At 65.1% G+C, this 21,174-nt stretch carries 15 protein-coding genes; 7 read left to right on the top strand and 8 right to left on the bottom strand.

The genetic code is table 11. From position 1 onward, the window contains the following. Positions 1-240 precede the first annotated feature (240 nt). Positions 241-1,566, top strand: coding sequence for a Spy/CpxP family protein refolding chaperone (locus Q0687_RS01575; protein ID WP_298871305.1), 1,326 nt, complete (start codon positions 241-243; stop codon positions 1,564-1,566). Here Q0687_RS01575 and Q0687_RS01580 read toward each other — a convergent pair whose 3' ends face one another. From Q0687_RS01580 to Q0687_RS01590, 3 genes are all read right to left on the bottom strand, one after another. Beyond that, entirely contained in the window at positions 1,567-2,433 is an 867-nt protein-coding gene (locus Q0687_RS01580; RefSeq protein WP_298871306.1) for a hypothetical protein, read from the bottom strand. It lies immediately after the preceding gene. A 254-nt stretch (positions 2,434-2,687) separates the two neighbouring features. Beyond that, a complete protein-coding gene (locus Q0687_RS01585; protein WP_298871307.1) occupies positions 2,688-5,135 on the bottom strand; it encodes an adenylate/guanylate cyclase domain-containing protein in 2,448 nt (815 codons plus the stop codon). 255 nt (positions 5,136-5,390) lie between these two features. After that, complete coding sequence (locus Q0687_RS01590) at positions 5,391-7,445, bottom strand: AsmA family protein (protein WP_298871309.1); 2,055 nt, start codon at positions 7,443-7,445, stop codon at positions 5,391-5,393. Between the two features lie 235 nt (positions 7,446-7,680). Between Q0687_RS01590 and Q0687_RS01595 the strand changes: the two genes are divergently transcribed. Then, entirely contained in the window at positions 7,681-8,355 is a 675-nt protein-coding gene (locus Q0687_RS01595) for a Crp/Fnr family transcriptional regulator (RefSeq protein WP_298871311.1), read from the top strand. Between the two features lie 34 nt (positions 8,356-8,389). On the opposite strand, the gene Q0687_RS01600 is transcribed toward Q0687_RS01595, so the two are convergent. The 4 genes from Q0687_RS01600 to Q0687_RS01615 form a co-directional block, all read right to left on the bottom strand. Next, positions 8,390-11,539 (bottom strand): efflux RND transporter permease subunit, encoded by a 3,150-nt coding sequence (locus Q0687_RS01600; RefSeq protein ID WP_298871313.1) that lies wholly within the window; start codon positions 11,537-11,539, stop codon positions 8,390-8,392. After that, a complete protein-coding gene (locus tag Q0687_RS01605; RefSeq protein ID WP_298871315.1) occupies positions 11,539-12,468 on the bottom strand; it encodes an efflux RND transporter periplasmic adaptor subunit in 930 nt (309 codons plus the stop codon). The genes Q0687_RS01600 and Q0687_RS01605 overlap by 1 nt, the downstream gene beginning before the upstream one ends. A gap of 143 nt (positions 12,469-12,611) precedes the next feature. After that, positions 12,612-13,283 (bottom strand): OmpA family protein, encoded by a 672-nt coding sequence (locus Q0687_RS01610; protein ID WP_298871318.1) that lies wholly within the window; start codon positions 13,281-13,283, stop codon positions 12,612-12,614. Positions 13,284-13,436: 153 nt separating this feature from the next. Then, entirely contained in the window at positions 13,437-14,966 is a 1,530-nt protein-coding gene (locus tag Q0687_RS01615; protein ID WP_298871320.1) for a caspase family protein, read from the bottom strand. 367 nt (positions 14,967-15,333) lie between these two features. On the opposite strand from Q0687_RS01615, the gene Q0687_RS01620 reads away from it, so the two are divergent. Further along, positions 15,334-16,152: an N-acyl homoserine lactonase family protein gene (locus Q0687_RS01620; protein WP_298871322.1), complete on the top strand. Its 819-nt coding sequence runs from the start codon at positions 15,334-15,336 to the stop codon at positions 16,150-16,152. 121 nt (positions 16,153-16,273) lie between these two features. Here the strand turns inward: Q0687_RS01620 and Q0687_RS01625 are convergent, their stop codons facing one another. Beyond that, positions 16,274-16,816, bottom strand: coding sequence for a MarR family transcriptional regulator (locus Q0687_RS01625; protein ID WP_298871325.1), 543 nt, complete (start codon positions 16,814-16,816; stop codon positions 16,274-16,276). 110 nt (positions 16,817-16,926) lie between these two features. Here Q0687_RS01625 and Q0687_RS01630 point away from each other — a divergent pair, with 110 nt between their 5' ends. The 4 genes from Q0687_RS01630 to hmgA are packed head-to-tail and all read left to right on the top strand — an operon-like array spanning position 16,927 to position 21,117. Further along, entirely contained in the window at positions 16,927-18,555 is a 1,629-nt protein-coding gene (locus Q0687_RS01630; RefSeq protein ID WP_298871328.1) for an FAD-dependent oxidoreductase, read from the top strand. An 8-nt stretch (positions 18,556-18,563) separates the two neighbouring features. Continuing rightward, positions 18,564-18,788 (top strand): DUF2783 domain-containing protein, encoded by a 225-nt coding sequence (locus tag Q0687_RS01635; RefSeq protein ID WP_298871330.1) that lies wholly within the window; start codon positions 18,564-18,566, stop codon positions 18,786-18,788. A 23-nt stretch (positions 18,789-18,811) separates the two neighbouring features. Next, a complete protein-coding gene (locus tag Q0687_RS01640) occupies positions 18,812-19,768 on the top strand; it encodes an MBL fold metallo-hydrolase (RefSeq protein WP_298871332.1) in 957 nt (318 codons plus the stop codon). A gap of 2 nt (positions 19,769-19,770) precedes the next feature. Then, complete coding sequence (gene hmgA, locus Q0687_RS01645) at positions 19,771-21,117, top strand: homogentisate 1,2-dioxygenase (RefSeq protein WP_298871335.1); 1,347 nt, start codon at positions 19,771-19,773, stop codon at positions 21,115-21,117. Positions 21,118-21,174 lie beyond the last annotated feature (57 nt).

The following is a 21,174-nucleotide window of genomic DNA, read 5'->3' on the forward strand; positions in this document are numbered from 1 at the left end:
GAGGCGTAGGCGGCCTTCGGCCGCCGTTCTCAAAAAAGAACGCCGATGCGAAGCATCGGCTATGGTGAGGGGCTCTCTCCGCGAGCGTCGGTTGATCGATAGACCTGTACCCCCTCACCCGGAACGCATCTGCCGATGCGTTCCGACCTCTCCCCGCAAGCGGGGCGAGGTAAGAACCACGCTTCGACCGTCTCGTCGCGGAACATTTGGTTCCGCGGCGCGTCTTCTCCCTACGACGCGATGCGTGTTTGGCGGGAGGTCAACGCGGTGGTCAGGTCAGTGGTCTTGTCGAGATCGCGCTTGGGACTGGCGCTCGCCGGCGCAGTGCTGGCGCTTCTGACAGTGCTGCTGCCTGATACGGCCCATGCCCAGTTCGGATTGCGCGGCGGTCCGCTTGGCGTTGCCCGTTTCGCCGTCGGCCATGTCATCGGCTTGTCGCGGCTGCGCCATGCCCGCATGGCGGTGCGCGGCAGCCGCTATCGCTCTGCCGCCATGCGCCCGCAGGATCCGCGCGGTGCCGAGCGCAGCCAGCTTGCCAATCCCTATGTCCTGCGTGCTGCGCTCACTGCGCAAGCTGCGCTGTCGGGCTGGCACGGCGGCCGCCGTCCGCAGGGTTGGTGGCGTCATCCCGATGGAAGCTATGGCTGGATCGGTCCGGTGTTCTGGCCATTCGCGCATGACGATCTCACCACCGCAATCATCTTTGGCGATACGACCAGCCTCTCGCTCTATGGCTATGGCGATATCTATGCCGCGATCTTCGCGCCTTACGCGGCGCCGGAGCTTGCCGCCTACACCACGCCGCACGGCCGCCCTGCGCGCCGCGTCCCGACGGTCGAAGCCGTCTGCGACAGCAGCGACACCGGCGGCCTGCCGGTCGACCGCATCGCGAGCGCCGTGCAGCCGAACGAGATGCAGCGCACCGCCCTCGATGATCTCAGCGCCGCCTGGACCGCAGCGCGCGACAGCATCCGTGCCTCGTGCCCGGCGCAGGCACCCGCAACCGCGGCCGAACGCCTCGGCGTGATGCAGGCGCGCCTCGATGCGATGATCAAGGCCAGTGACGCGCTGGCGGCGCCGCTCGCCAAATTCACCGACCTTCTCGATGACGGCCAGAAAGCAAGGCTCCAGTCGCTCGCGAGCGAACGCCGCGCGGCGCTTGCCGCGGCCCAGCACAAGGACGCGCAGGCGGCCCAGGCGACCTCGGTCTGTGATCCCAACACCGATCCCCGCTATGACGTGCAGGCCCAGCGCCAGTATGAGCAATTCGTGCAGCAGCAATGGCCCGCCGACGACATTGCGGGCACGCTGAAGCTCGACGACACCGGACGCGCCCGCCTCGACGTGCTCCAGGACACCACGCTGCGCACCATGCGGACGCTGAGCTCCTGCCCGATGAAGCCGGAAGCGACACCGCAGGCCCGCCTCGCCGCCGTGAAGACGCGGCTGCAGACGATGCAGCAAGCAGTCAGGGGCGTTGCCGACGCGCTCGACGATTTCGAGGCGGACCTGAGCGACGAGCAGAAGGCCGCGTTTGAGGCGATGGGGCCGAAGCGGGGGACGTGATCACCCGCACGCCCAGTCGAACTTCATTTCCCCGAAGTCGAGCTGCGCGTTGCCGCCGCCAAAATTGTAGCCGCCGAAATATTCCTCGAACTCGATATAGAACGGGCTCATCTCGGGCACGGCCTGGCAGGGCCGCATCGTGCCACCGAGATGGTTCTGCGCGTGGTCCTTGCCCCAATCGTGCAGGCGGAAATTTGCGCGGCTGACGACACCATCGACATAGTAGTAATAGGGCTGATAGCCGGTCGGCGGCCCCTGCTTCACATGCGTATCCCGCGGGCCCTTGCCGGCGTTGGGATCGCTGGTGCGGGCCGTCAGCACGATGGCGCGATTTTCAGAGAGATCGGTGCGCGGCCTGCTCGGCAGCAGCTTCCTGGCGTAAGGGGCTGCGGATTCATGGAACGCGCTGGCGCCGCCGACATCGAGCCAGCGCGGCCGCTCCGCAGTCGCAAGCGCAAGCGGCGCCGGCGGCGTTGCGAAGGCGCCGTCATATTCGGCTTTGGTCAGCAAGATCGCGGCATATTCGTAATCGAGGATGTCGGTCATGCGCGACAGGCGCGGATGCGAGGCGCGCGCCGCCACCACCTCGCGGATCTCAGGATCATCAGGCGCGCCGCCGTCATTGTGATCGGGTGCGGTCGCAAAGAACGACACCGCGACGATGTCTTCGCCATGCACGCGATAATCCTCCGGCAGCAGAAGCGTGAAGCCGTGCATCAGCGGATAGCCGGTGACGGGATCGATCGGCCATTCTTCGCTGCTGATGCCCGGCGGCAGGCCAAACACCCAACCATGATCGCGGGCGCGATCATTGGGGCGGTCCTGCATCTGCAAATCATAGGCACGCGAAGGCAAGGCAAACACCACAGGCCGTCTCCCATCCGAACTTAGGCCTCGTCGTTGAGGCCTGGGTTAGTCGCGGGAAGCAGCGATGTGGTTCGGCGGAGAGTGACAGCATGTCCAGTGAGGTCAGGCGCAAAGCCCGATGATGCCATTATGCCAGTGTTTTGCCCGACGGGTCAAAGCGAATTTCGTAAAATCAGCAAATGCAGGACATCCGCCCCCGAGCTCAGGGCCTTGCCTACTGTGCATGGGGTTGTTTTCGAGTTTTGTCGCGACGACTAGCCGCGCCGCCGCGCGGCGGTCGCGTCGACGATGTTGTCGACGTCCTCGCGCCAGCTCAGGATCTCCATCGCCAGCACCGGGTGATTGAAGCCCTTGAGCTGGAGATCGTCGAGCGCGCGGGCCTCGACGTGAGGCTCGACCATGCCGTAGACGCGGCGGCTGACCACGATCTGGTTGGCGTGGGCCTCGCTGCACAGGCGCGAGGCGAGGTTGGTGACGCTGCCGATCGCGGCGTATTCCAGCCGCTGCTCGAAGCCGACCTGGCCGAGCGTGGCATAGCCGAGCGCGATGCCGATGCCGAACCCCAGGCTATGCCCGCGATTGCGCCAGCGCTCGGTCAAGGGGCCGATCGTGTCGCGCATCTCCACCGCCATCTTCACGGCGCGCGCGGTGTGGTCCTCGAACTGGATCGGCGCATTGAACAGGATCATCACGCCGTCGCCGGCGTATTTGTCCAGCGTGCCCTCATATTTGAAGATCAGCTTGCCGAGCGCGGCGTGATATTCGCGCAGCACGTTCATCGCCTCTTCCGGCTCGGTGGCTTCCGTGAACGCGGTGAAGCCGCGCAAATCGCAGAACACCACGGTGACCTCGCGGCGCTGGCTGGTGAGCAGCCCCTCGGGGCTGTCGGATGACGCGATCAGCTGCGCTACCTGCGGCGCGAGGAAACGCTCGAGCTTGCGGATGCGCTCGATCTCGCCGAGCTGGGTCGCGACGCGCTCTTCGAGCGATCTGTTCCAGTCCTTGAGTTGCTCGGTCTGCTGCTTGAGCTTGTCGGCCTGGGCGCGCACGGTCTCGTTCGCGGTCTCCAGCGCGTGGCTCTTGTGGTCGACCTCGGTGAACAGGCGCGCATTGCGCATGGCCAGCACCGCCTGGTTGGCGAAGGTGCGCATCAGGCCGGTGAGGCTGCCGGCGAATTCGCCGCTGGCGCGGCGCAGCACGACCAGCGCGCCAAGCGTGCCCTGCTGGTCGACCAGCGGCACCACCAGCACGGAGTGGAAGCCGGCATCGACCGCGACGTCGCGCAGCGGCTGCTCGGTAGCCTGCGCGAGATCGGCAATCGCGATCGGCTCACCGCGTGCGGCGGCATCGCTCAGGATGTTCTGACCTTCGTCGATGGTAACATGGGCGCCGGTGACCGATTGGTCGATGCCGTCTGCCTCGACCAGGTTGAAGCGGCGGGCCTCGGCCTCATAGCCGTAGATCAACACCGCATCGGCGTGGCTGATCTCCAATGCGCGGGCGGCGATCGTAGGCAGCACGGCGTTGAGATCGAGCGAGGACGACACCGCGCGGCCGACCTCTTCCAGCACCTTCAGCTCGTTGATCGACTGGGCGAGGTCGCGGGTCCGCGCCTCGACCTTGGTCTCGAGGTCCGTGTAGGTCTCCTGGAGCTGGCCGGCCATGCGGTTGAACTGGCCGGCGAGCTCCTCCAGCTCGTCCGAGGTGTGCACGTCGATGCGGTGGCTGAAGTCGCCCTCGCCGAGCTTGTGCGCGCCATCGCGCAGTGCGGTAATCGGAATGATCATGCGGCGCGCCAGCAGCGTGCCGGCAAGGATCGCGACCAAAAGCCCCATGCCGATCAAAAGCGCGATGCGGACGAGCTGGTCGCGGATCGGCGTCAGGGCCTGCGTGGTCGGTTGCTCGAACATGACAGTCCAGCCGAGCTTCGGCACCGCGCTCGCAGCTGACAACACCGAATGCCCGTTGACGTCGGTGCCCGATGTCTCCGCCTCGCGGCCGGGCGCGATCGCGGCCGCGACTTGCGGCAGTTTCGACACGTCCGTGCCGACATCGGGCCCCTTCGACGATGTCGCCAGCACGCGGCCGCGCGGATCGACCACATAGGCGAAGGCGGCCTTGCCGACCTGGTTGTCCGACAGGAAGTCGGAGAGAAAGCCGAGATCGACCTCGGCCACGGTGACGCCGGCATTGAAACCGGAATGCGCCACCGAGATCGACATCGTCGGCCTCTCATCGACGAAACTGGCCGGCGAGTAGCTCACCCCGCGCGCCACCGTTTCGGTGAAGCGCATGTCGCGGGAGAGGTCGGCATTGTTGCCGGTCGTGGTCGACTGGCGCGAGACGCGCAGCACCTCGCGGCCGTCGCCATTGAGCTGGTACAGCTGGGTGACGACTGACACCTGCTGCAAGAGCTGGGCGTAGTCGGTGCGACGCTTCTCGATCGTGTCCCGGCTGGCCGTCGTAACCCAGCTGATCTGGCGCTCGAGCTCCGAGATCGACTGCTCCATGCGGCGGGCGACCGCCTGGGCCTTGTCCTCGAGCCCGCCTGTCAGCTGGGTCCTGGTGGCGCGATAGGAGATCCAGGTCTCCATCGCGCCGTTGACCGCGAGCACGAACACGACGAGGCCGACGAGGGAGACGACATATTTGGCGAACAGGCCCTCGCGCAGAAACCAGGTCTTGTCTTTCGCTCCCGCCATCCGGATCCTCTCGCGCCGCGACCGACGCCGGCGCTAAGGGCCGTAGGGGCCCTATGGCCTTCTACCACAATTTGGATGTTTGGACCGGCAAGGGGCAAGGAACGGGCCCGTGTGGTTACCCCTTGGGGAATGCCGGGACGGCCGACAGGGCGGTGAATTGTCGCAGCCGGCAGGCATCCTCCTCCGATCGGATGAAGAAGCGGACGAGGCCGGGGTGTAAGGCTGCGCGCGGAGTTCGACGCCTTGGTCCGCCTATCACCGATTAAACAGCTGTCGCATCACGTCGTTCATCGGCTGGCTGTCCTGCTGTGCCTGAGGCGGATCCTGGGTCGGCGGCGCGGGCGAGGCCTGCGGCGCCGGCGTGGTCGGGCTGCCCGGCAGGCTGCGGCTTCGGCCGGTGCCGTTTGCCGCCCCATTCGAGAGCCCTTGCTGGATCAGATTGCCGATCGCCTCGCCCAGCTGACCGCCGAGCAAATTGTTCTGCCCCTGCCCCTGCCCCGGCTGCTGGACTTGCGGATTGGCAGTGCCGGCCGCATTGCTGCCGCCCGGGGCGGCGCCGCCGAGACCGAAGCTGTTCAGGATATTGCCGAGCCCGGCGCCGTCAGGGCCGAACAGGCCCTTGCCCATCTCGCGCAGCTTGGCATAGGCGGCCTCCGGATTGTCGAGCATGCCGGCCATGTCAGGGTAGATCCGCGGCTGCGACCACGCGCCCGTGATCATCACGGGAATGCCGAAGCCGACCGGTTCGGAGGTGCGCCCCTGGCCTTCCGTCGTCATCACCAGCTTCGGCTCGACGCGAAAGCCCATCATCTTGGTGTCAAGCGCAATGGTGCCCGCGCCGGTGACGCGCACCAGCGGCCCGATCAAATTGAGATCGGTCGTCACCGCCTGGCCCTTGTCGATGCGGAACGAGGCCGACAGTTGCGACAGATCCGTGCTCTGCTCCTGGCCGGCGCTCTGGTTATCCTGCCAGCCCGACAGCGTGCCCGAGGTCAGCGAGCGGATCATCTGGGCGACGTTGATGCCGCGGATGGCCCCGTCCTGGAAATTGACGAAGGCGGTCCCTTGCATGTTGGCCATCAGCGCGCGCTGGCTGGTGCCTGCGCTGCGCAGCGCGAGCTTGGCTTGCAGCTTGCCGTCGATCCGGTCGAATTCGGCAAGGCCCTGCAGCAGCGGCAGCGCGCGCACGCCGACCAGGTCGGAATGCATCGCAAAGCTCGGCGCGCCGCTGGTTGCATCGAGGATCACTTCGCCCGAGACCTGGCCGCCATAGGCGCCGAGATTGGCAGTGCCGGCCTTCAGGATGCCGCCAGCAAGCTTGGCGTCGAGCGCCAGCGGCGCAAGACGGGCCTCACCGATGACGGCTTCATTGGCCGAGATCCTGATCTGCGCGTCGACATAATTGAGCCCGGACACGTCGATCGGTGCATCGCTCCAGGGTTGGCCGGCCACGCCGTCAGCCGATTTCGCCAGCGGGATTGCGAGCCGCTGGAAGTCGAGGTCGAGCTTCACCAGCGGCTTGCTCGCGGTATCGACCGAAGCCCAGCCGTTGAAGGCACCATCGCCGAGCGTGCCGTTGACGCCGTTGATCATCACGACTGGGCCGCTCATCCGCAGCTCGGCATGGCCTGCGAGCTGCGACTTCAGCACGTCGGGCATGTCGACGGCGAAATCCACCGGCACGGTCTGCCGCTCGATCGGCGGCGCCGGGGTGGTCGCCTTGATGTCGAATTTGGTCGGGTGTTCGCCCACCCGCGCGGTTCCGGCGATACTGACCTTGCGGTCCTTGCCGGCGACGACGTCCGCATTGATTGCGCTGATGCGGCCTTCGATACGATCGCGTGCGCGCGCGAATGCGACTTCGCCATTGGTGATCCTGACGCGATCGATGATGGCGCCGTCCATGTCGACGGCGAGCGGCTTTTGCGAGGTGTCGGTGTTGGGCAGGCGCTCGCGCAGCAGCGGCTGGTACAGCACGGGATGGGCGACGACGATCTCGCTGATCTCGGGATGACCCGACCACACGCTTGCGAGCGACATGTCGGCCTGTACGGTTTCGATCGTCACGCGCGTAATGCCGCTGCGGTCCTTGGGATCGGCAAGTGTGAGGTCGTTCAGCGTGACGTTCAGCGTCGGCCACAGGCTGATCTTCGCGGTTCCGTCGATCGACAGGCGATATCCGGTCGCCTGCTCGACGCGCGAGGCAATCGTCGCGGTCAAAAAGCCCGAGGGAACCCCGATCACCAGCAGGAGAACGATCACGGTGATGATCGCGGCCACCGCCGCGCCGGCGAATTTCACTGCTCTCATGTCGACTTTCCAACGACGGACGGGCGGCGGCGCATCAGGCGGATGACCCGTCCTTTACGCCTGAGTTTATCCCGGGACGGGAAGCCGCTCCAAGCGACTAAAAATAATCGGGAGGTGCTGCAAAGTTATGTGACTTATGACACACTTCTTCGGCGCGGTTTTACGCGATTCTGACGTCGGTGCTTCCAAGCGATTTGCCCAGGAAATTGTCGAGTAAATTCACAAGGACGTTGAAATGAGCAAGCAGGCCGAATTTGCGGTCATTCTGAAAATGAATGCCATGTTCGCCGACCTCGGTACGGACGAGCTTCACCGGCTGTCCAACCTCTGCCACACCCAACATCTGGCGAACGGTGAGGTGTTGTTCCAGAAGGGTGACCCCGGTGATGCGCTGTTCGGCGTGCGCCGCGGCCAGGTCCGCATCGAGACCGGCGCCTCCGACGGCAGCCGGCTGACGCTGAATTTCATGGGCCCGGGCGATCTGTTCGGCGAGGTCGCGGTGCTGGACGGCCAGAGTCGCACGGCGGATGCGACCGCGGGCGAAGTCAGCGAATTATTCGTGCTGCGGCGCGAAGATTTCCTCGCCTTTCTCGAGCGCGAGCCGAAGGTCGCGATCAAGATCATCGCGCTCCTGTGCCAGCGTATCCGCTGGCAAAGCGAACGCATGGAAGAGTCGATGCTGCAGCCGCTGCCGGTGCGGCTGGCGCGACGGCTCTGCGCGCTTGCCGCCGATTTCGGCTCCGAGGTGCACATCTCGCAGGAACAGCTCGGTGTCTTCGTCGGCGCAGCGCGCGAGAGCGTCAACCGCCAGCTTCAGGCCTGGCGCAAGGAAGCCATCCTGGATCTGCAGCGCGGGCGCATCCTGCTCAGGAACATGACCAAGCTGACGGCGATCGCGCGGAACGAGTAGGGCGTAGCGACGCCGCTCCTCGCCGGCGCCGCGGCTACTCGGCGGCCGGATGCACGACGCTCTTGGGCATCGGTGGGGCTTCCACCGGCGCAGCGCTGTGCTGGTCGTCCGTCTCTGCATCCGCGCTGTGCACGATCAGCCGCTTGCCGAAACGCCAGATCAGCGCGCCGATATCGTCCATCACCATGAACATCGCGGGCACGAACACCAGCGACAGGATGGTCGAAAAGATCAGGCCGCCGATCACCGCGAGCGCCATCGGCGAGCGGAACTCGCCGCCGGCGCCGACCGCGAGCGCGCTCGGCATCATGCCGGCGGCCATCGCGATCGTGGTCATCACGATCGGGCGGGCGCGCTTCATGCCGGCGTCGATCATCGCCTCGTCGCGCGGCTTGCCGGCGTGAATGGATTCGATGGCGAACTCCACCAGCATGATCGCGTTCTTGGTAACGATGCCCATCAGCATCAGGATGCCGATCCAGACCGGCGTCGTGAGCTGCTTGCCGGTGACCAGCAGCGCCGCGATCGCGCCGCCGATCGACAGCGGCAACGAGAACAGGATAGTGATCGGCTGCAGGAAGGTGCCGAACAGCAGCACCAGCACCGCATAGACCATCATCAGACCGGCCGTGATCGCGGTGGCAAAGCCGTCGGAGAGCTCGTTGAGGCTTTCGGCATCGCCCGAGGGCGAGACCTTCACGCCCTTCGGCAGGCTCTTCATGACCGGCAGTTCGTAGATCTTCTTGGTGGCATCGCCGAGCGCCGCGGAGCCGACGAGATCGGCGGCGACGGTGGCTTGCCGCTCGCGATCATAACGGTTGATGCTGGTCGGGCCCTGGTCGAGCTTGACGTCGGCGATGACCGCGAGCGGCACGCCGCCCTTCTCGCCGTGCTCGCCGAGCGGCACGCGCAGTTGCTCCAGCGTCTTCAGATTACCGCGGGCGGCATCCTCGAGCTGCACGCGGATCGGCACCAGGCGGTCGCCGACGTCGAACTTGGCGAGCGCCGGACCGACGTCGCCGATGGTGGCGACACGGATCGTCTGCGACAGGCTTTCGGTCGAGACGCCGAGCCGCGCGGCGAGGTCGGCGCGCGGCTCGATGCGCAGCTCGGGACGTTCCAGCGAGGTTTCCGAGATCACGTCGGAGATGGTCGGAATCCGCTTCATCTGCGTCGCGAGCTCGCTGGCGACGTTGTTGACGATGTTGGGGTCGACGCCGGTCACGACCAGCGAGATCGCGCGCAAGCCGTTCTCGTCCAGGAACCAGAAGCGGATGTCGGGAACGTTCTCCAGCTCCTGGCTGATCGAGAATTCGAGCTCGCGCTGGGTGATCTTGCGGTCGTTCTTGGGGGTGTAATTGATGATCAGGGAGGCGCGCCGGACCTCCTGCGTGCCCGGTGGCACGCGGCCGCCGTCGACGAAGATGCTCTTCACCTCGGGTCGCTGGCGCAGGCGCGCGACGATGTCCTCGGTGACCTTCTCGGTATAGGCGAGCTGCGTGCCCGGCGGCAGTTCGAGAGCCAGCAGCGAGCGGGCGCTGTCCTGCGCAGGCAGGAAGCCCTGCGGCAGCAGCGTGATGCTCCAGATCGAGGCCGCGAAGATGCCGAAGCCGATCAGCACGGTGATGAAATAGTGCTTCACCGACCACGAGACGAGGCCGTGATAGGTCCGCAGGATGCGGCCGGGCGGCGGCTCTTCGTGGTTGCCGTGCTTGAGGAAGTAGGCCGCCAGCATCGGCGTGACGAAGCGCGCCGCGAGCAGCGAGAAGAACACCTGCACCGAGACGGTGATGCCGAATTGCTTGAAGAACTGGCCGGCGATACCAGACATGAAGCTCGCGGGCGCGAAGATCGCGATGATGGTCAGCGAGATCGCGATCACGGCGAGGCCGATCTCGTCGGCGGCTTCCAGCGCGGCACGATAGGGCGATTTGCCCATGTTCATGTGCCGCACGATGTTCTCGATCTCGACGATGGCATCGTCAACCAGGATGCCCGTCGACAGCGTGATGGCGAGGAAGCTGACGAGGTTGAGCGAGAAGCCGAGGATGTCCATCGCCCAGAACGCCGGGAAGATCGACAGCGGCAGCGATACCGCGGCGATGATGGTGGCGCGCAGGTCGCGCAGGAACAGCAGCACGATGACGACGGCGAGGATGGCGCCTTCGAACAAGGTCGAGATCGCCGCTTCGTAATTGCCGTTGGTGTATTCGACCGAGGTATCGATCAGCTTGAGGTCGACATCGGGATAGGCGGCCTTGAGCGCGTCGATGCGCTTCTGCACGGCTTCGGCGACCTTGACGTCGCTGGCGCCCTTGGAGCGCTTGATGCCGAGCGCGACCACCGGCTCGCCGTTGAAGCGGGCGAAGGTGCGGCGATCGGCGATGGTGTCGGTCACGGTGCCGAGATCGTCGAGACGGACCTCGCCGCCGCCGAACAGCGGGACCATCGTGCCGGCGAGGTCGCTGAGCGTTTTGGCGCCGGCCAGCGTCCGGATCGCCTGATCGTTCTTGCCGATCTCGGCGCGACCGCCGGCAACGTCGACATTGGTGCCGCGCAGGCTCTGGCTGACATTGACGGCCGTCAGCCCCATCGCCTGCAAGCGATCGGGGTCGAGCGAGACCAGGATCTCGCGCTCGACACCGCCGATGCGCTCGACCTGGGCGACGCCGCGCACGCCTTGCAGCGCGCGCTTGACCACGTCGTCGACGAAATAGGACAGCTGCTCCGGCGTCTTGCCGGGCGAGATCGCGGCATAGGTGACGATCGGCAGGCCGATCACGTCGACACGCTGGATCAGCGGCTCGGTGACGTTCTGCGGCAGGTTCGAGCGCACGCGCGTCACCGCGTCCTTGACGTCATTGAGCGCGCGATCGGTGTTGGTCTCCAGCGCGAACTGGATGGTGGTGACCGACACGCCGTCGGTGATCGAGGAGGTGATGTGCCTGACACCCTCGACGCCGGAGACGGCGTCTTCAACCGTCTTGGTGACCTGGGATTCGAGCTCCGCCGGCGCCGCGCCGAATTGCGAGACTGCGACCGAGATCACCGGAATGTCCGCCGAAGGCAGCCGGGTGATGGCGAGCTTGGTGAAGGAGGTCCAGCCGAGGATCAAAAGGATGATCGAGAACACCACCGACGGCAGTGGATTGCGGATCGACCATGCCGAGATATTGAGAGCCATTAGCGTACCCGCGTGCGATCGAGTTCATCGGCGAACATGGTCTTGATCTGGTCGCCGTCATGCAGCGAAGAGCCGGCGTCGGCGACGACGATCTCGCCGACCTCGACCCCTTCGAGGATTTCCGTTTGGCTGTCGGATGTCAGCCCGACGCGCACCCGTCGTGTCTCGATGACGTTGCCTTTGACCACCTGGACGGTGAGATGGTCGATCGCGGTCTTGGGAACCGCGACGCCGCAACTTCGCTTGGCATCGATCGAGGCGCGGGCAAACACGCCGACCTTCAGCGAAGGATTATTGGTGACGCTGATGCGGACGCGGCCGAGCTGCGTGGCGCGGTCGATCTCGGGTGCAACCAGGCGGACCCGGCCGATCAAATCGGCGGCGTCGTCGCGGCTGATCCGCACCGTCGCACCGGGGCTGAGCTTGGGCATGTGCACGGCCGGAACCTGCGCATCCAGCTCGATCTCGCCGTTGACGGCGATGCGGAACATCGGTCCCGCTTGCGGCGAGGCCGGCGCGCCGACGATGGTGCGGACTTCCGTGATGAGACCCGGCGCAGGCGCCTTCAGCGAGATCGGACCCTGAGACCCCGGCCGTTGCGGCTGGCCCGGCATCTGCGGCGGCGCGGTCAGCCGCGCCAGCTCCTGGTTGTCGGTGACGACGGCGCCCTCGGTGACGAACAGGTCGGTGACCTTCGATCCTTCCTGGTCGACCATGACCACGGCCTCACGTCGCGGCACGAAGAAGCCGGTCACCCGCACGAGATCCGAGAAGCAGGCATTGGTCGACTTCGTCACGATGACCAGCGCCTCGCCCGGCGTTTCCTTCGCCTCGGGGCGGTGCCGATGCTCGAACCAGTAATAGCCGACGCCGAGCGCAACGATGAACGCCACGGTTCCTGCAGGCTTGAGATATTCGGAGATGTTCATCGCCGGATCATCCTGGCCTGGCTCGAGGTTGTCGGGAGCGATTCCCTGAAACGAAGCGGCGTCCCGCAGGGCTGCGGGACGCGCGCTGGACGCAAGACCTTACACCACATCACAACTTGTCACTTCAACGGATTACGTCGTGGTCACTTCGATGCGGTGGTCTTGTTTTCCATGTTGACGACCTGCACGCGGCGGTTCGCCTCGGCCATCGGCTGGCTCGGATCCTTCAGCTTGCTCTTGCCATAGCCGACTGTGACGAGGTCGGTTGCGGCAATGCTGTACTTCTCGACGAGATAGCGCTTGATCGAATCCGCGCGGCGTTCCGACAGGTCCTGATTGTAGCTCTCGCCGCCGGCGGCGTCGGTGTGCCCTGCGACCACGAAGGTCGAGCCCTTGAGGTCGGGGCTGCTCAGCGCGCGGCCGAGCGCCTGCACCGACGGCAGCGACTTGGCGCTGATATCGGCCGAGTTGTAGTCGAAGGTGATTTCGAGATCGATATTCGGCTTGTCCTTGGCGGCGGTTGCGATCTCCTCGCGCTCGGTCGAGGAGAGCGAGCGGGTGGCGCGGCCGCGGACCGACTGGATCAATTTGGTTTCCGTCGCATTCGGGACGGGATCCGCCTGGGGGCCGATCGAAAGGCCGCGCGTCAGGGGCTTTTTCGGCGGCGGCGCCAGGGCACGGACGATCTCGTCCTCGGTGACGTTCTTGCTGTTGCCATCGTCGCCGGCGAAGGCGGGCGGGGGTGTCAGCGACAGGGCGACGCCGACGGTGATGACGGAGAGGAGTGCGGTCAGTCCCTTTGCAGCCAATCTCATTGTCAGTCCCTCCTGTGCGAGCCCGCGCGGCTCCGAAATTCTCGGCGACAGGCCCCAAGGCAGGGCCTCCGGCATCCGTTCAATTAGTCTTGTAATTAGTCTTGGTAGGACGCCCTGGGTTCGAGGCGCCGTCCGCCTGAAATCAAAAAAATATCAACGCACTCCGTAACTTGCGAATTCCTGCACAATGTTCGGATCCATCGCCTTGGCATTGGCGATGTCGAGCGAGCCTTCCTGCGCCGAGCCGTTGCGCTGCTTGGCCACGCCGCGGCCGTAGAGCGAGGAGGTCAGGCGCGGGTTGATCCGCAAGGCAGCGTCGAAATCGGCAATGGCGTTCTTCACCGCCCCCGATTTGAGGTTCACCAGCCCGCGGCTATCCAGCGCATCGACGAAATTCGGCCGCAGCCGCAGCGCCTCGTTGCAATCCTTGAGCGCGCCCTGGAGGTCGCCCACCACGGTCCGGGTCCAGCAACGATTGTTCAGGGCCTCGACGTCCTTCGCATTGATCCTGAGCGTGTCGTCGAAATCCTTGATGGCAAGGGTGTAGGCGCCCTTGCTGGCATAGACCTGGCCACGCCGGTACAGCGCGTTCACGTCGTCAGGATTGGCGGCGATCTTGGCCGTCAGGCCCTTGATGGTGGGGTCTTCCGCCAGCGCGGCCGCGCTCGGCCCGCCATCTGCGTTCGGCGCAGGAGCGGTCTCGGCCGGTTTCGCCGGCGGTGGTGGTGGCGGCAGTGCGGCTTCCACCTGTGGCTTCGGCGGTGGCGGCGGTGCTGGGGGCGCCGGCGGCGCGGGCGGATTGTTCGCAGCCACGGGCGCCGGTGGTGGGGCCGGCGGAGCCGGAGGTGCCGGAGGCGGGTTGGTCGCGACCGCAGGCGGGGGTGCGGGGGGCGCCGGCGGCGGTGTCGTTGCCGTCGGTCGCGAGCCGCTAGCGCCCGGAATGAACGAGAAATCCTCCGCAAGCGAGGACGAGATCCACGGCACCTGCTCGCCGCGCGAGGCGCGGGTGACGCCCATCTTGGTGCGGTTCAGCGTTTCCTCCGCCATCAGGTCGGGGACGCGGATTTCCTTGAGCAGCTCCTGGACGAACAGGCTGTGGTCGCCGCCGGCATCCGACACGACGGACGCCAGTGCGGCCGAATACATCACCAGCGTGCCGTTCGGCGCGATCACAGGGGTCAGGCCCGCCGAGAAGCTGCGGAACCGGCGCTCGAACGGATTGCGCCTGGAAGCGTCGATCAGCGCGATCTTGACGCCGGCGCCACGGGTGTTGAGCTCGCCCAGGATTGCCTCGATGCTGAACCCGTCGCGGCGGACGTCGGATTCGGTCCAGATCTGCGCATCGACCGGGATCATGTAGCTCTGGCGCGCCGACTGGATGCCGAACCCGCTGTAGAACAGCAGCGCCACCGAGCCCGGCTTGATCTTGCTGTAGAGCTTGTCGAAGGCGCGGCGCATGCCGTCGCCGGTCAGGTTCTCGCCGACCTCCACCGCAAAGCCGTCGCGCTTGAGCTCGTCGGCGACGTCACGGACGTCGTTGATCGGCTCCTTCAGCGGGCTGTCGGCGTCAGGGTATTTGGCATTGCCGATCACCAGCGCGAAGCGGTCGCCGGCCGCATGCGACGGCGCGGTCGGAGCGAACAAGACAAGCAAAGGCAGCAGAAAAAGGAAGCGAGTTTTCATAATCAGCGCGGTCCAGCCAAAAAGGCGCCGTTCCCAGCTTGCGCCGCGGCGACCTTAACTTACGCAAAGTGCATTATCAAACCGGGGAGTGGGGGCGTCAACCGCTTGGAGATTCGGCACTATCGCGACAATTGACCGCGACGCGCGGGCCGGTTGTGAGAAGAATAGTTCGGCGGTCACGGCATCACTCGACGCGGTCTCGTTCAGGGGTTCCGATCGCCATGTTAGGCCGACACTCGCGACGAAAATGTGATTGGTCTCACATTGCTAGTCGGCTTTGCTGCAACCGCGAGGTTTGACCTTTGCCGCCGGCGATGGCTTGGTGCGCCAAGGTCCACTCAGAAAAGTAAAAGCCGGGATCAACGCAATGAGCAAAGTCGAGGGAAACGCCTACGAAATCTACGCCCTGCGCTATGCGACGATGTCGCCGCGCACCCCCAGCATGAATTTTCTGGCGCCCGACCCGCATGACAGCGCGGCGCAGGACCTCGACTATTTCGTTTGGCTGATCCGCGGGCAGGGCCGCGATATCCTGGTCGATACCGGCTTCAATGCCGAGGAGGCCAGCTTGCGTGCGCGCAAGCTGACGCTCAATCCGGTCGATGCGCTGGAGCGCTTTGGCGTCGCCGCATCCACTATCCGCGACATTATCGTGACGCATTTGCATTACGATCATGCCGGCAATCTCGATCGTTTCCCGAACGCGCGCTTCCATCTCCAGGAGCGCGAGATGGCTTACGCAACGGGTCGCTGCATGTGTAACGGACTGCTGCGCCATCCGTTCTCGGTCGAGCACGTCACCCAGATGGTGCGCCATGTCTATGGCGAGCGCGTCACCTTCTATGCTGGCGATGGCGAGGTCGCGCCCGGCGTGACCGTGCACCGTGTCGGCGGCCATTCCGACGGCTTGCAGGTGGTCAAGGTCGAGACCGCGCGCGGTCCGGTGGTGCTGGCGTCCGATGCCGCGCATTATTACGCCAATCTGCAGCGCCGCAGCCCGTTTCCGATCGTCTACAATGTCGGTGACATGGCGGTGGGTTGGGAGACGATCGAGCGCCTCGCCGGCCATCCCGATCGCTACATCCCCGGCCATGACCCTGTTGTGACGGAAATCTATCCGCGCGCGAGCGACAAGGTCGACGCCTGGGCGCTGCACCTGCCGCCGACGCGGTCGTTTGCGAAGTGACGACGAAGCCGTCATTCCGGGATGCGCCGAAGGCGCAGGCCCGGACTCCATCGCGCCTCTGGTTTCGTGGATGAATGGATTCCGGGTTCGCGCTACGCGCGCCCCGGAATGACAGGAGTGGCTAATACGCCTGCTTCGCGTCCGCCTCTTCGCTGGTCTGGATCAAGTCGAGGCTCTCCTCGATCTTGCCGAGCAGCGCTGACAGCTGTTTGCGCTCCAGTGCGGAGAGGCAGGCGAGGATCTCGTCTTCCCGCCGCAGCAATTGCGGGAACAGCTCCTCGTAGAGCGCGCGGCCCTTGCTCGTCAGTCGCAGGCGGAATTCGCGGCGGTCGGCTGCGTTCTCGACCCGCTCGATGAGGCCGTCATGCAACAGCGTCGTCACCGCCCGGCTGATCGTCGATTTGTGCGTGCGGGTGCATTGCGAGATGTATTGCGCGCTGCAGGCATCGTTGCGGAAGCCGAGCGTGGCGATCACGCGCCAGGCCGGAATGTCGAGGCCGTGACGCTCCTGATATTCGACCGCGAGCGCGGAGCTGACCTCCGCCGCGAGCCGGTTGAGGCGGAACGGCACGAACTTGAACAGATCGAGCCGCGATCTCGGCCGTGGTGAAGCCTCATTAGCTTCCTTTGTCTTCAGCGCGATATCGCTGGATGTCCTCGCCAAGGAGAGTGCTCCGAATTCCAGTTGACGGCCGGCCGGCCCCGGTCCAAAATAGTTGCACGTGAGACTATCTAGCAGATCAGTGCTCTCCTGACCAGAGCCGAGGTTAGTGTATGGCGAACGCCAATACGCATCAGGCCAAGACCCAGTTCGGCTATCGCCGCCACCCCGATCAGGATCGCCCCGGCCAAAATCCGGCCGAGCACCCGGTCGTGGTCGTCGGCGCCGGCCCGGTCGGGCTGTCGCTCGCCATTGATCTTGCCCAGCGCGGCCAGCGCGTCGTCCTTCTGGATGACGCCGACCGCATCGGCGAAGGCTCGCGCGCGATCTGCTTCTCGAAGCGTTCGCTGGAATATTGGGACCGGCTCGGCGTCGCCGACCGCATGGTCGACAAGGGCGTGGTGTGGAGCGTCGGGCGCATCTTCCATGGTGAGTCCCAGCTCTATCAGTTCAATCTGCTGCCGGAGGACGGGCACAAGCGGCCGGCCTTCATCAATCTCCAGCAATATTACGCTGAGGCTTATCTGGTCGATCGCATCAGCGTTCTGCCTGCTATCGACCTGCGCTGGCGCAACAAGGTGACGGCGCTCGAACAACGCAATGATTCCGTCCTGCTGACGATCGAGACGCCTGACGGCGCCTATCGCCTGCAGGCGCAATATGTCGCCGCCTGCGACGGCGCGCGCTCATCGTTGCGGCAGATGGTCGGTGCCGACTTCGCCGGTCAGGTGTTCGAGGACCAGTTCCTGATCGCCGACGTCAAGATGACCGCGGAATTCCCGACCGAGCGCTGGTTCTGGTTCGATCCGCCGTTTCATGCCGGACGCTCGGCGCTGCTGCACCGGCAGCCCGACGATGTCTGGCGCATCGACCTCCAGCTCAACCGCTATGCCGATCCCGTGGTCGAGAAGAAGCCTGAAAACGTGCGGCCGCGGATCGCGCGCATGCTCGGACACGACAAGTTCGAGTTCGAATGGATCTCGCTCTACAAGTTCCAATGCCGCCGGATGGACCGCTTCATCCATGGCCGGGTGATCTTTGCCGGCGATTCCGCGCATCAGGTCTCGCCCTTTGGCGCGCGTGGCGCGAATTCGGGACTTGAAGACGCCGAGAATCTCTCATGGAAGCTCGATCGGGTGCTGCGCGGCACCTCGCCCGCGGGCCTGCTCGAAAGCTACCATGTCGAGCGGAGCCTTGCTGCCGACGAGAACATCCGCGAGTCCACGCGTTCGACCGACTTCATGGCGCCCAACTCGCATCAGGAGGCGCGGCTGCGCAAGGCGGTGCTGTCGCTGGCCAAGGAGACCGAGTTCGGCAAGCGCATGGTCAATGGCGGCCGGCTGTCGGTGCCCTGCAGTTACGACACGCCGCTGTCGTCGCGCGACGCGGATGCCTGGCGCGGCGGACCGTCGCCGGGCTGTTCCATGCTGGATGCACCTGTGGCGAGCCGCGCGGGCGAGCAGGCCTATCTGACGGATGCGTTCCGCAAGGGTGGAACGGACTTCACCCTGCTCTCGTTCAGCAATGGCGCGGCGATCGATGCGCCCGACGGCGTCAAGGATATCCGCATCGGCGGCGAGGGCGGGCTCGCCGATCCCCAGGGCCTCGTCGCAAAGCGCTATGATGCCGAGCCTGATACTGCCTATTTGCTCAGGCCCGACGGCTACGTGGCGGCCCGCTTCCGTCATCCGACGCGCGAGGCGATTGCCGCCGCGCTGTCGCGGGCTCAGGGCTTGAATTGAGGATTCGCATGGCATTGTCCACCAGCTCCAACTTTGCGCGGCCCGACGACGCTTTCCGCGCCGTCGTCGAAGCGCATCGCGGCCTTACCGAAGAGCAGAGCGCCGATTTCGATGCGGCGCTGGTGCTGATTCTCGCCAACCATATCGGCGACATCGAGGTGCTGCGGGAGGCGCTCGTGCTGGCGAAACGCCGCATGATCGACGGCCAGCAGCAACAACAGCAACAACAATAACCACCGAGTTGAAGGACGAATTGATGGCGAAGAACTTCGCATCCACCGGCGATCTCGCCGAAAAGAAGATCACTTTCTCGGAGATCGGCACCGATCTCTACGCCTTCACTGCCGAGGGCGATCCGAACACGGCCGTCATCGTCGGCGACGACGGCTGTCTCGTGTTCGATGCGCAGGCGACACCTGCGATGGCGAACAAGGTGATCGAGCGCGTGCGCAAAGTCACCGACAAGCCGATCAAATATGTCGTGCTGTCGCATTATCACGCCGTCCGCGTACTGGGCGCCTCCGCCTACAAGGCGCAAGGCATCGTGGCCTCGCAGGAGACCTATCGGCTCATCGAAGAGCGCGGCCAGCAGGATTGGGACTCCGAATACGGGCGCTTCCCGCGCCTGTTCCAGGACGCCGCCAGCATTCCCGGCCTGACCTGGCCGACGCTGACCTTCGAAGGCGAGATGTCGATCTACCTCGGCAAGCGCGAAGTGCGGCTGATGCAACTTGGCGCCGGCCACACCTCCGGCGACATCGTCGCCTGGGTGCCGGATGCCGAAGTGATGTTCTCCGGCGATCTCATCGAATATCACTCGGCCTGCTATTGCGGCGATGCGCATTTGCGGGAATGGCCGCTGACGCTGAACGAGATCCGCAACTTCAATCCCAAGGCAATCGCGCCGGGCCGCGGCGATGCGCTGAAGGGCACCGCCACCGTGCGCGAAGCGATCGCGATGACGCGCGACTTCGTCACCTCGCTCTATGGCGCCGCCGAGATCTCGGTCGCCAAGGGCCGCACGCTGAAGGAATCGATGGCAGCGACCCGCGAAGTGATGGATCCGAAATTCCACAGTTTTGCGATTTACGAGCACTGCCTGCCGTTCAACGTGTCGCGTGCCTATGACGAAGCTTCGGGCATCGACGATCCCGTGATCTGGACCGACAAGCGCGACCAGGAAATGTGGGCTGCCTTGCAAGGAGGAGGATAGTCATGAACATCAATACCTCGCCTGATCAGATCATCCGCAGTTCGGCCCAGGTGACGCCGGGATACATGTCCGGCTTCGGCAACAGTTTCGAGACCGAAGCGCTGCCCGGCGCGCTGCCGATCGGGCGCAACTCGCCGCAGCGCTGCGCCTATGGCCTCTATGCCGAGCAGCTCTCCGGCTCGCCCTTCACCGCGCCGCGCGGCACCAACGAGCGGTCCTGGCTCTATCGCATCCGCCCGTCCGTGAAACATTCGGGTCGCTTCGAGAAGGTCGATGCCGGCCTGTGGCGCTCGGCACCGTGCCACGAATACGATCTGCCGATTGCGCAGCTGCGCTGGGACCCGACACCGCTGCCGAAGGAGGAGGTCACCTTCCTTCAGGGCGTGCAGACCATGACGACGGCAGGTGATGTCAACACCCAAGCGGGTATGGCAGCGCATGTCTATCTCGTCACCAAATCCATGGTGGACCAGCATTTCTACAATGCCGACGGCGAACTGATGTTCGTGCTGCAGCAGGGCGTCTTGCGCGTTGTCACCGAGTTCGGCCGCATCGATGCCGAGCCGGGCGAGATCGTGGTGATCCCGCGCGGTGTCAAATTCCGCGTCGAGATTCCTGATGGTCCGGCACGCGGCTATCTCTGCGAAAACTATGGCGGCGCCTTCACGCTGCCGGAGCGCGGTCCGATCGGCGCCAATTGTCTTGCCAATGCGCGCGACTTCCTCACGCCGGTTGCGAACTATGAGGACAAGGACACGCCGACCGAGCTCTATGTGAAATGGGGCGGGTCGCTTTTCAAGACGACATTGCCGCATTCGCCGATCGACGTCGTCGCCTGGCACGGCAATTACGCGCCTTACAAATACGATCTGCGCAGCTTCTCTCCGGTCGGCGCGATCGGTTTCGACCATCCCGATCCGTCGATCTTCACGGTGCTGACCTCGCCCTCGGAGACCGCAGGCACCGCGAATATCGACTTCGTCATCTTCCCCGAGCGCTGGATGGTCGCCGACAACACCTTCCGTCCGCCCTGGTATCACATGAACATCATGAGCGAGTTCATGGGCCTGATCTACGGCGTCTACGATGCCAAGCCGCAAGGCTTTGTGCCCGGTGGCATGAGCCTGCACAATTGCATGCTGCCGCACGGCCCCGATCGCGACGCCTTCGAGCATGCCAGCAATGGCGAGCTGAAGCCGGTGAAGCTCACCGGTACCATGGCCTTCATGTTCGAGACCCGCTACCCGCAGCGCGTCACCGCGCACGCCGCAAAGGCGTCGACGTTGCAGGACGATTACGCGGATTGCTGGAACGGGCTGGAAAAGCGGTTCGACCCGAACCGGCCGTAGAGCTTTCTTCCCCTCTCCCCTTGTGGGAGAGGGTGGCTCGCCGCGCAGCGGCGAGAC

This window comes from uncultured Bradyrhizobium sp. (assembly GCF_936928535.1).
Taxonomy (GTDB): domain Bacteria; phylum Pseudomonadota; class Alphaproteobacteria; order Rhizobiales; family Xanthobacteraceae; genus Bradyrhizobium.

Excerpts from the sequence above, each read along its gene's own strand:
- Q0687_RS01605 (WP_298871315.1), bottom strand. The coding sequence starts at position 12,468 with ATGAACATCTCCGAATATCTCAAGCCTGCAGGAACCGTGGCGTTCATC.
- Q0687_RS01635 (WP_298871330.1), top strand. The coding sequence starts at position 18,564 with ATGGCATTGTCCACCAGCTCCAACTTTGCGCGGCCCGACGACGCTTTC.
- Q0687_RS01600 (WP_298871313.1), bottom strand. The coding sequence starts at position 11,539 with ATGGCTCTCAATATCTCGGCATGGTCGATCCGCAATCCACTGCCGTCG.
- Q0687_RS01640 (WP_298871332.1), top strand. The coding sequence starts at position 18,812 with ATGGCGAAGAACTTCGCATCCACCGGCGATCTCGCCGAAAAGAAGATC.
- hmgA (WP_298871335.1), top strand. The coding sequence starts at position 19,771 with ATGAACATCAATACCTCGCCTGATCAGATCATCCGCAGTTCGGCCCAG.
- Q0687_RS01615 (WP_298871320.1), bottom strand. The coding sequence starts at position 14,966 with ATGAAAACTCGCTTCCTTTTTCTGCTGCCTTTGCTTGTCTTGTTCGCT.
- Q0687_RS01590 (WP_298871309.1), bottom strand. The coding sequence starts at position 7,445 with ATGAGAGCAGTGAAATTCGCCGGCGCGGCGGTGGCCGCGATCATCACC.
- Q0687_RS01575 (WP_298871305.1), top strand. The coding sequence starts at position 241 with ATGCGTGTTTGGCGGGAGGTCAACGCGGTGGTCAGGTCAGTGGTCTTG.
- Q0687_RS01610 (WP_298871318.1), bottom strand. The coding sequence starts at position 13,283 with ATGAGATTGGCTGCAAAGGGACTGACCGCACTCCTCTCCGTCATCACC.
- Q0687_RS01620 (WP_298871322.1), top strand. The coding sequence starts at position 15,334 with ATGAGCAAAGTCGAGGGAAACGCCTACGAAATCTACGCCCTGCGCTAT.
- Q0687_RS01630 (WP_298871328.1), top strand. The coding sequence starts at position 16,927 with ATGGCGAACGCCAATACGCATCAGGCCAAGACCCAGTTCGGCTATCGC.
- Q0687_RS01585 (WP_298871307.1), bottom strand. The coding sequence starts at position 5,135 with ATGGCGGGAGCGAAAGACAAGACCTGGTTTCTGCGCGAGGGCCTGTTC.
- Q0687_RS01595 (WP_298871311.1), top strand. The coding sequence starts at position 7,681 with ATGAGCAAGCAGGCCGAATTTGCGGTCATTCTGAAAATGAATGCCATG.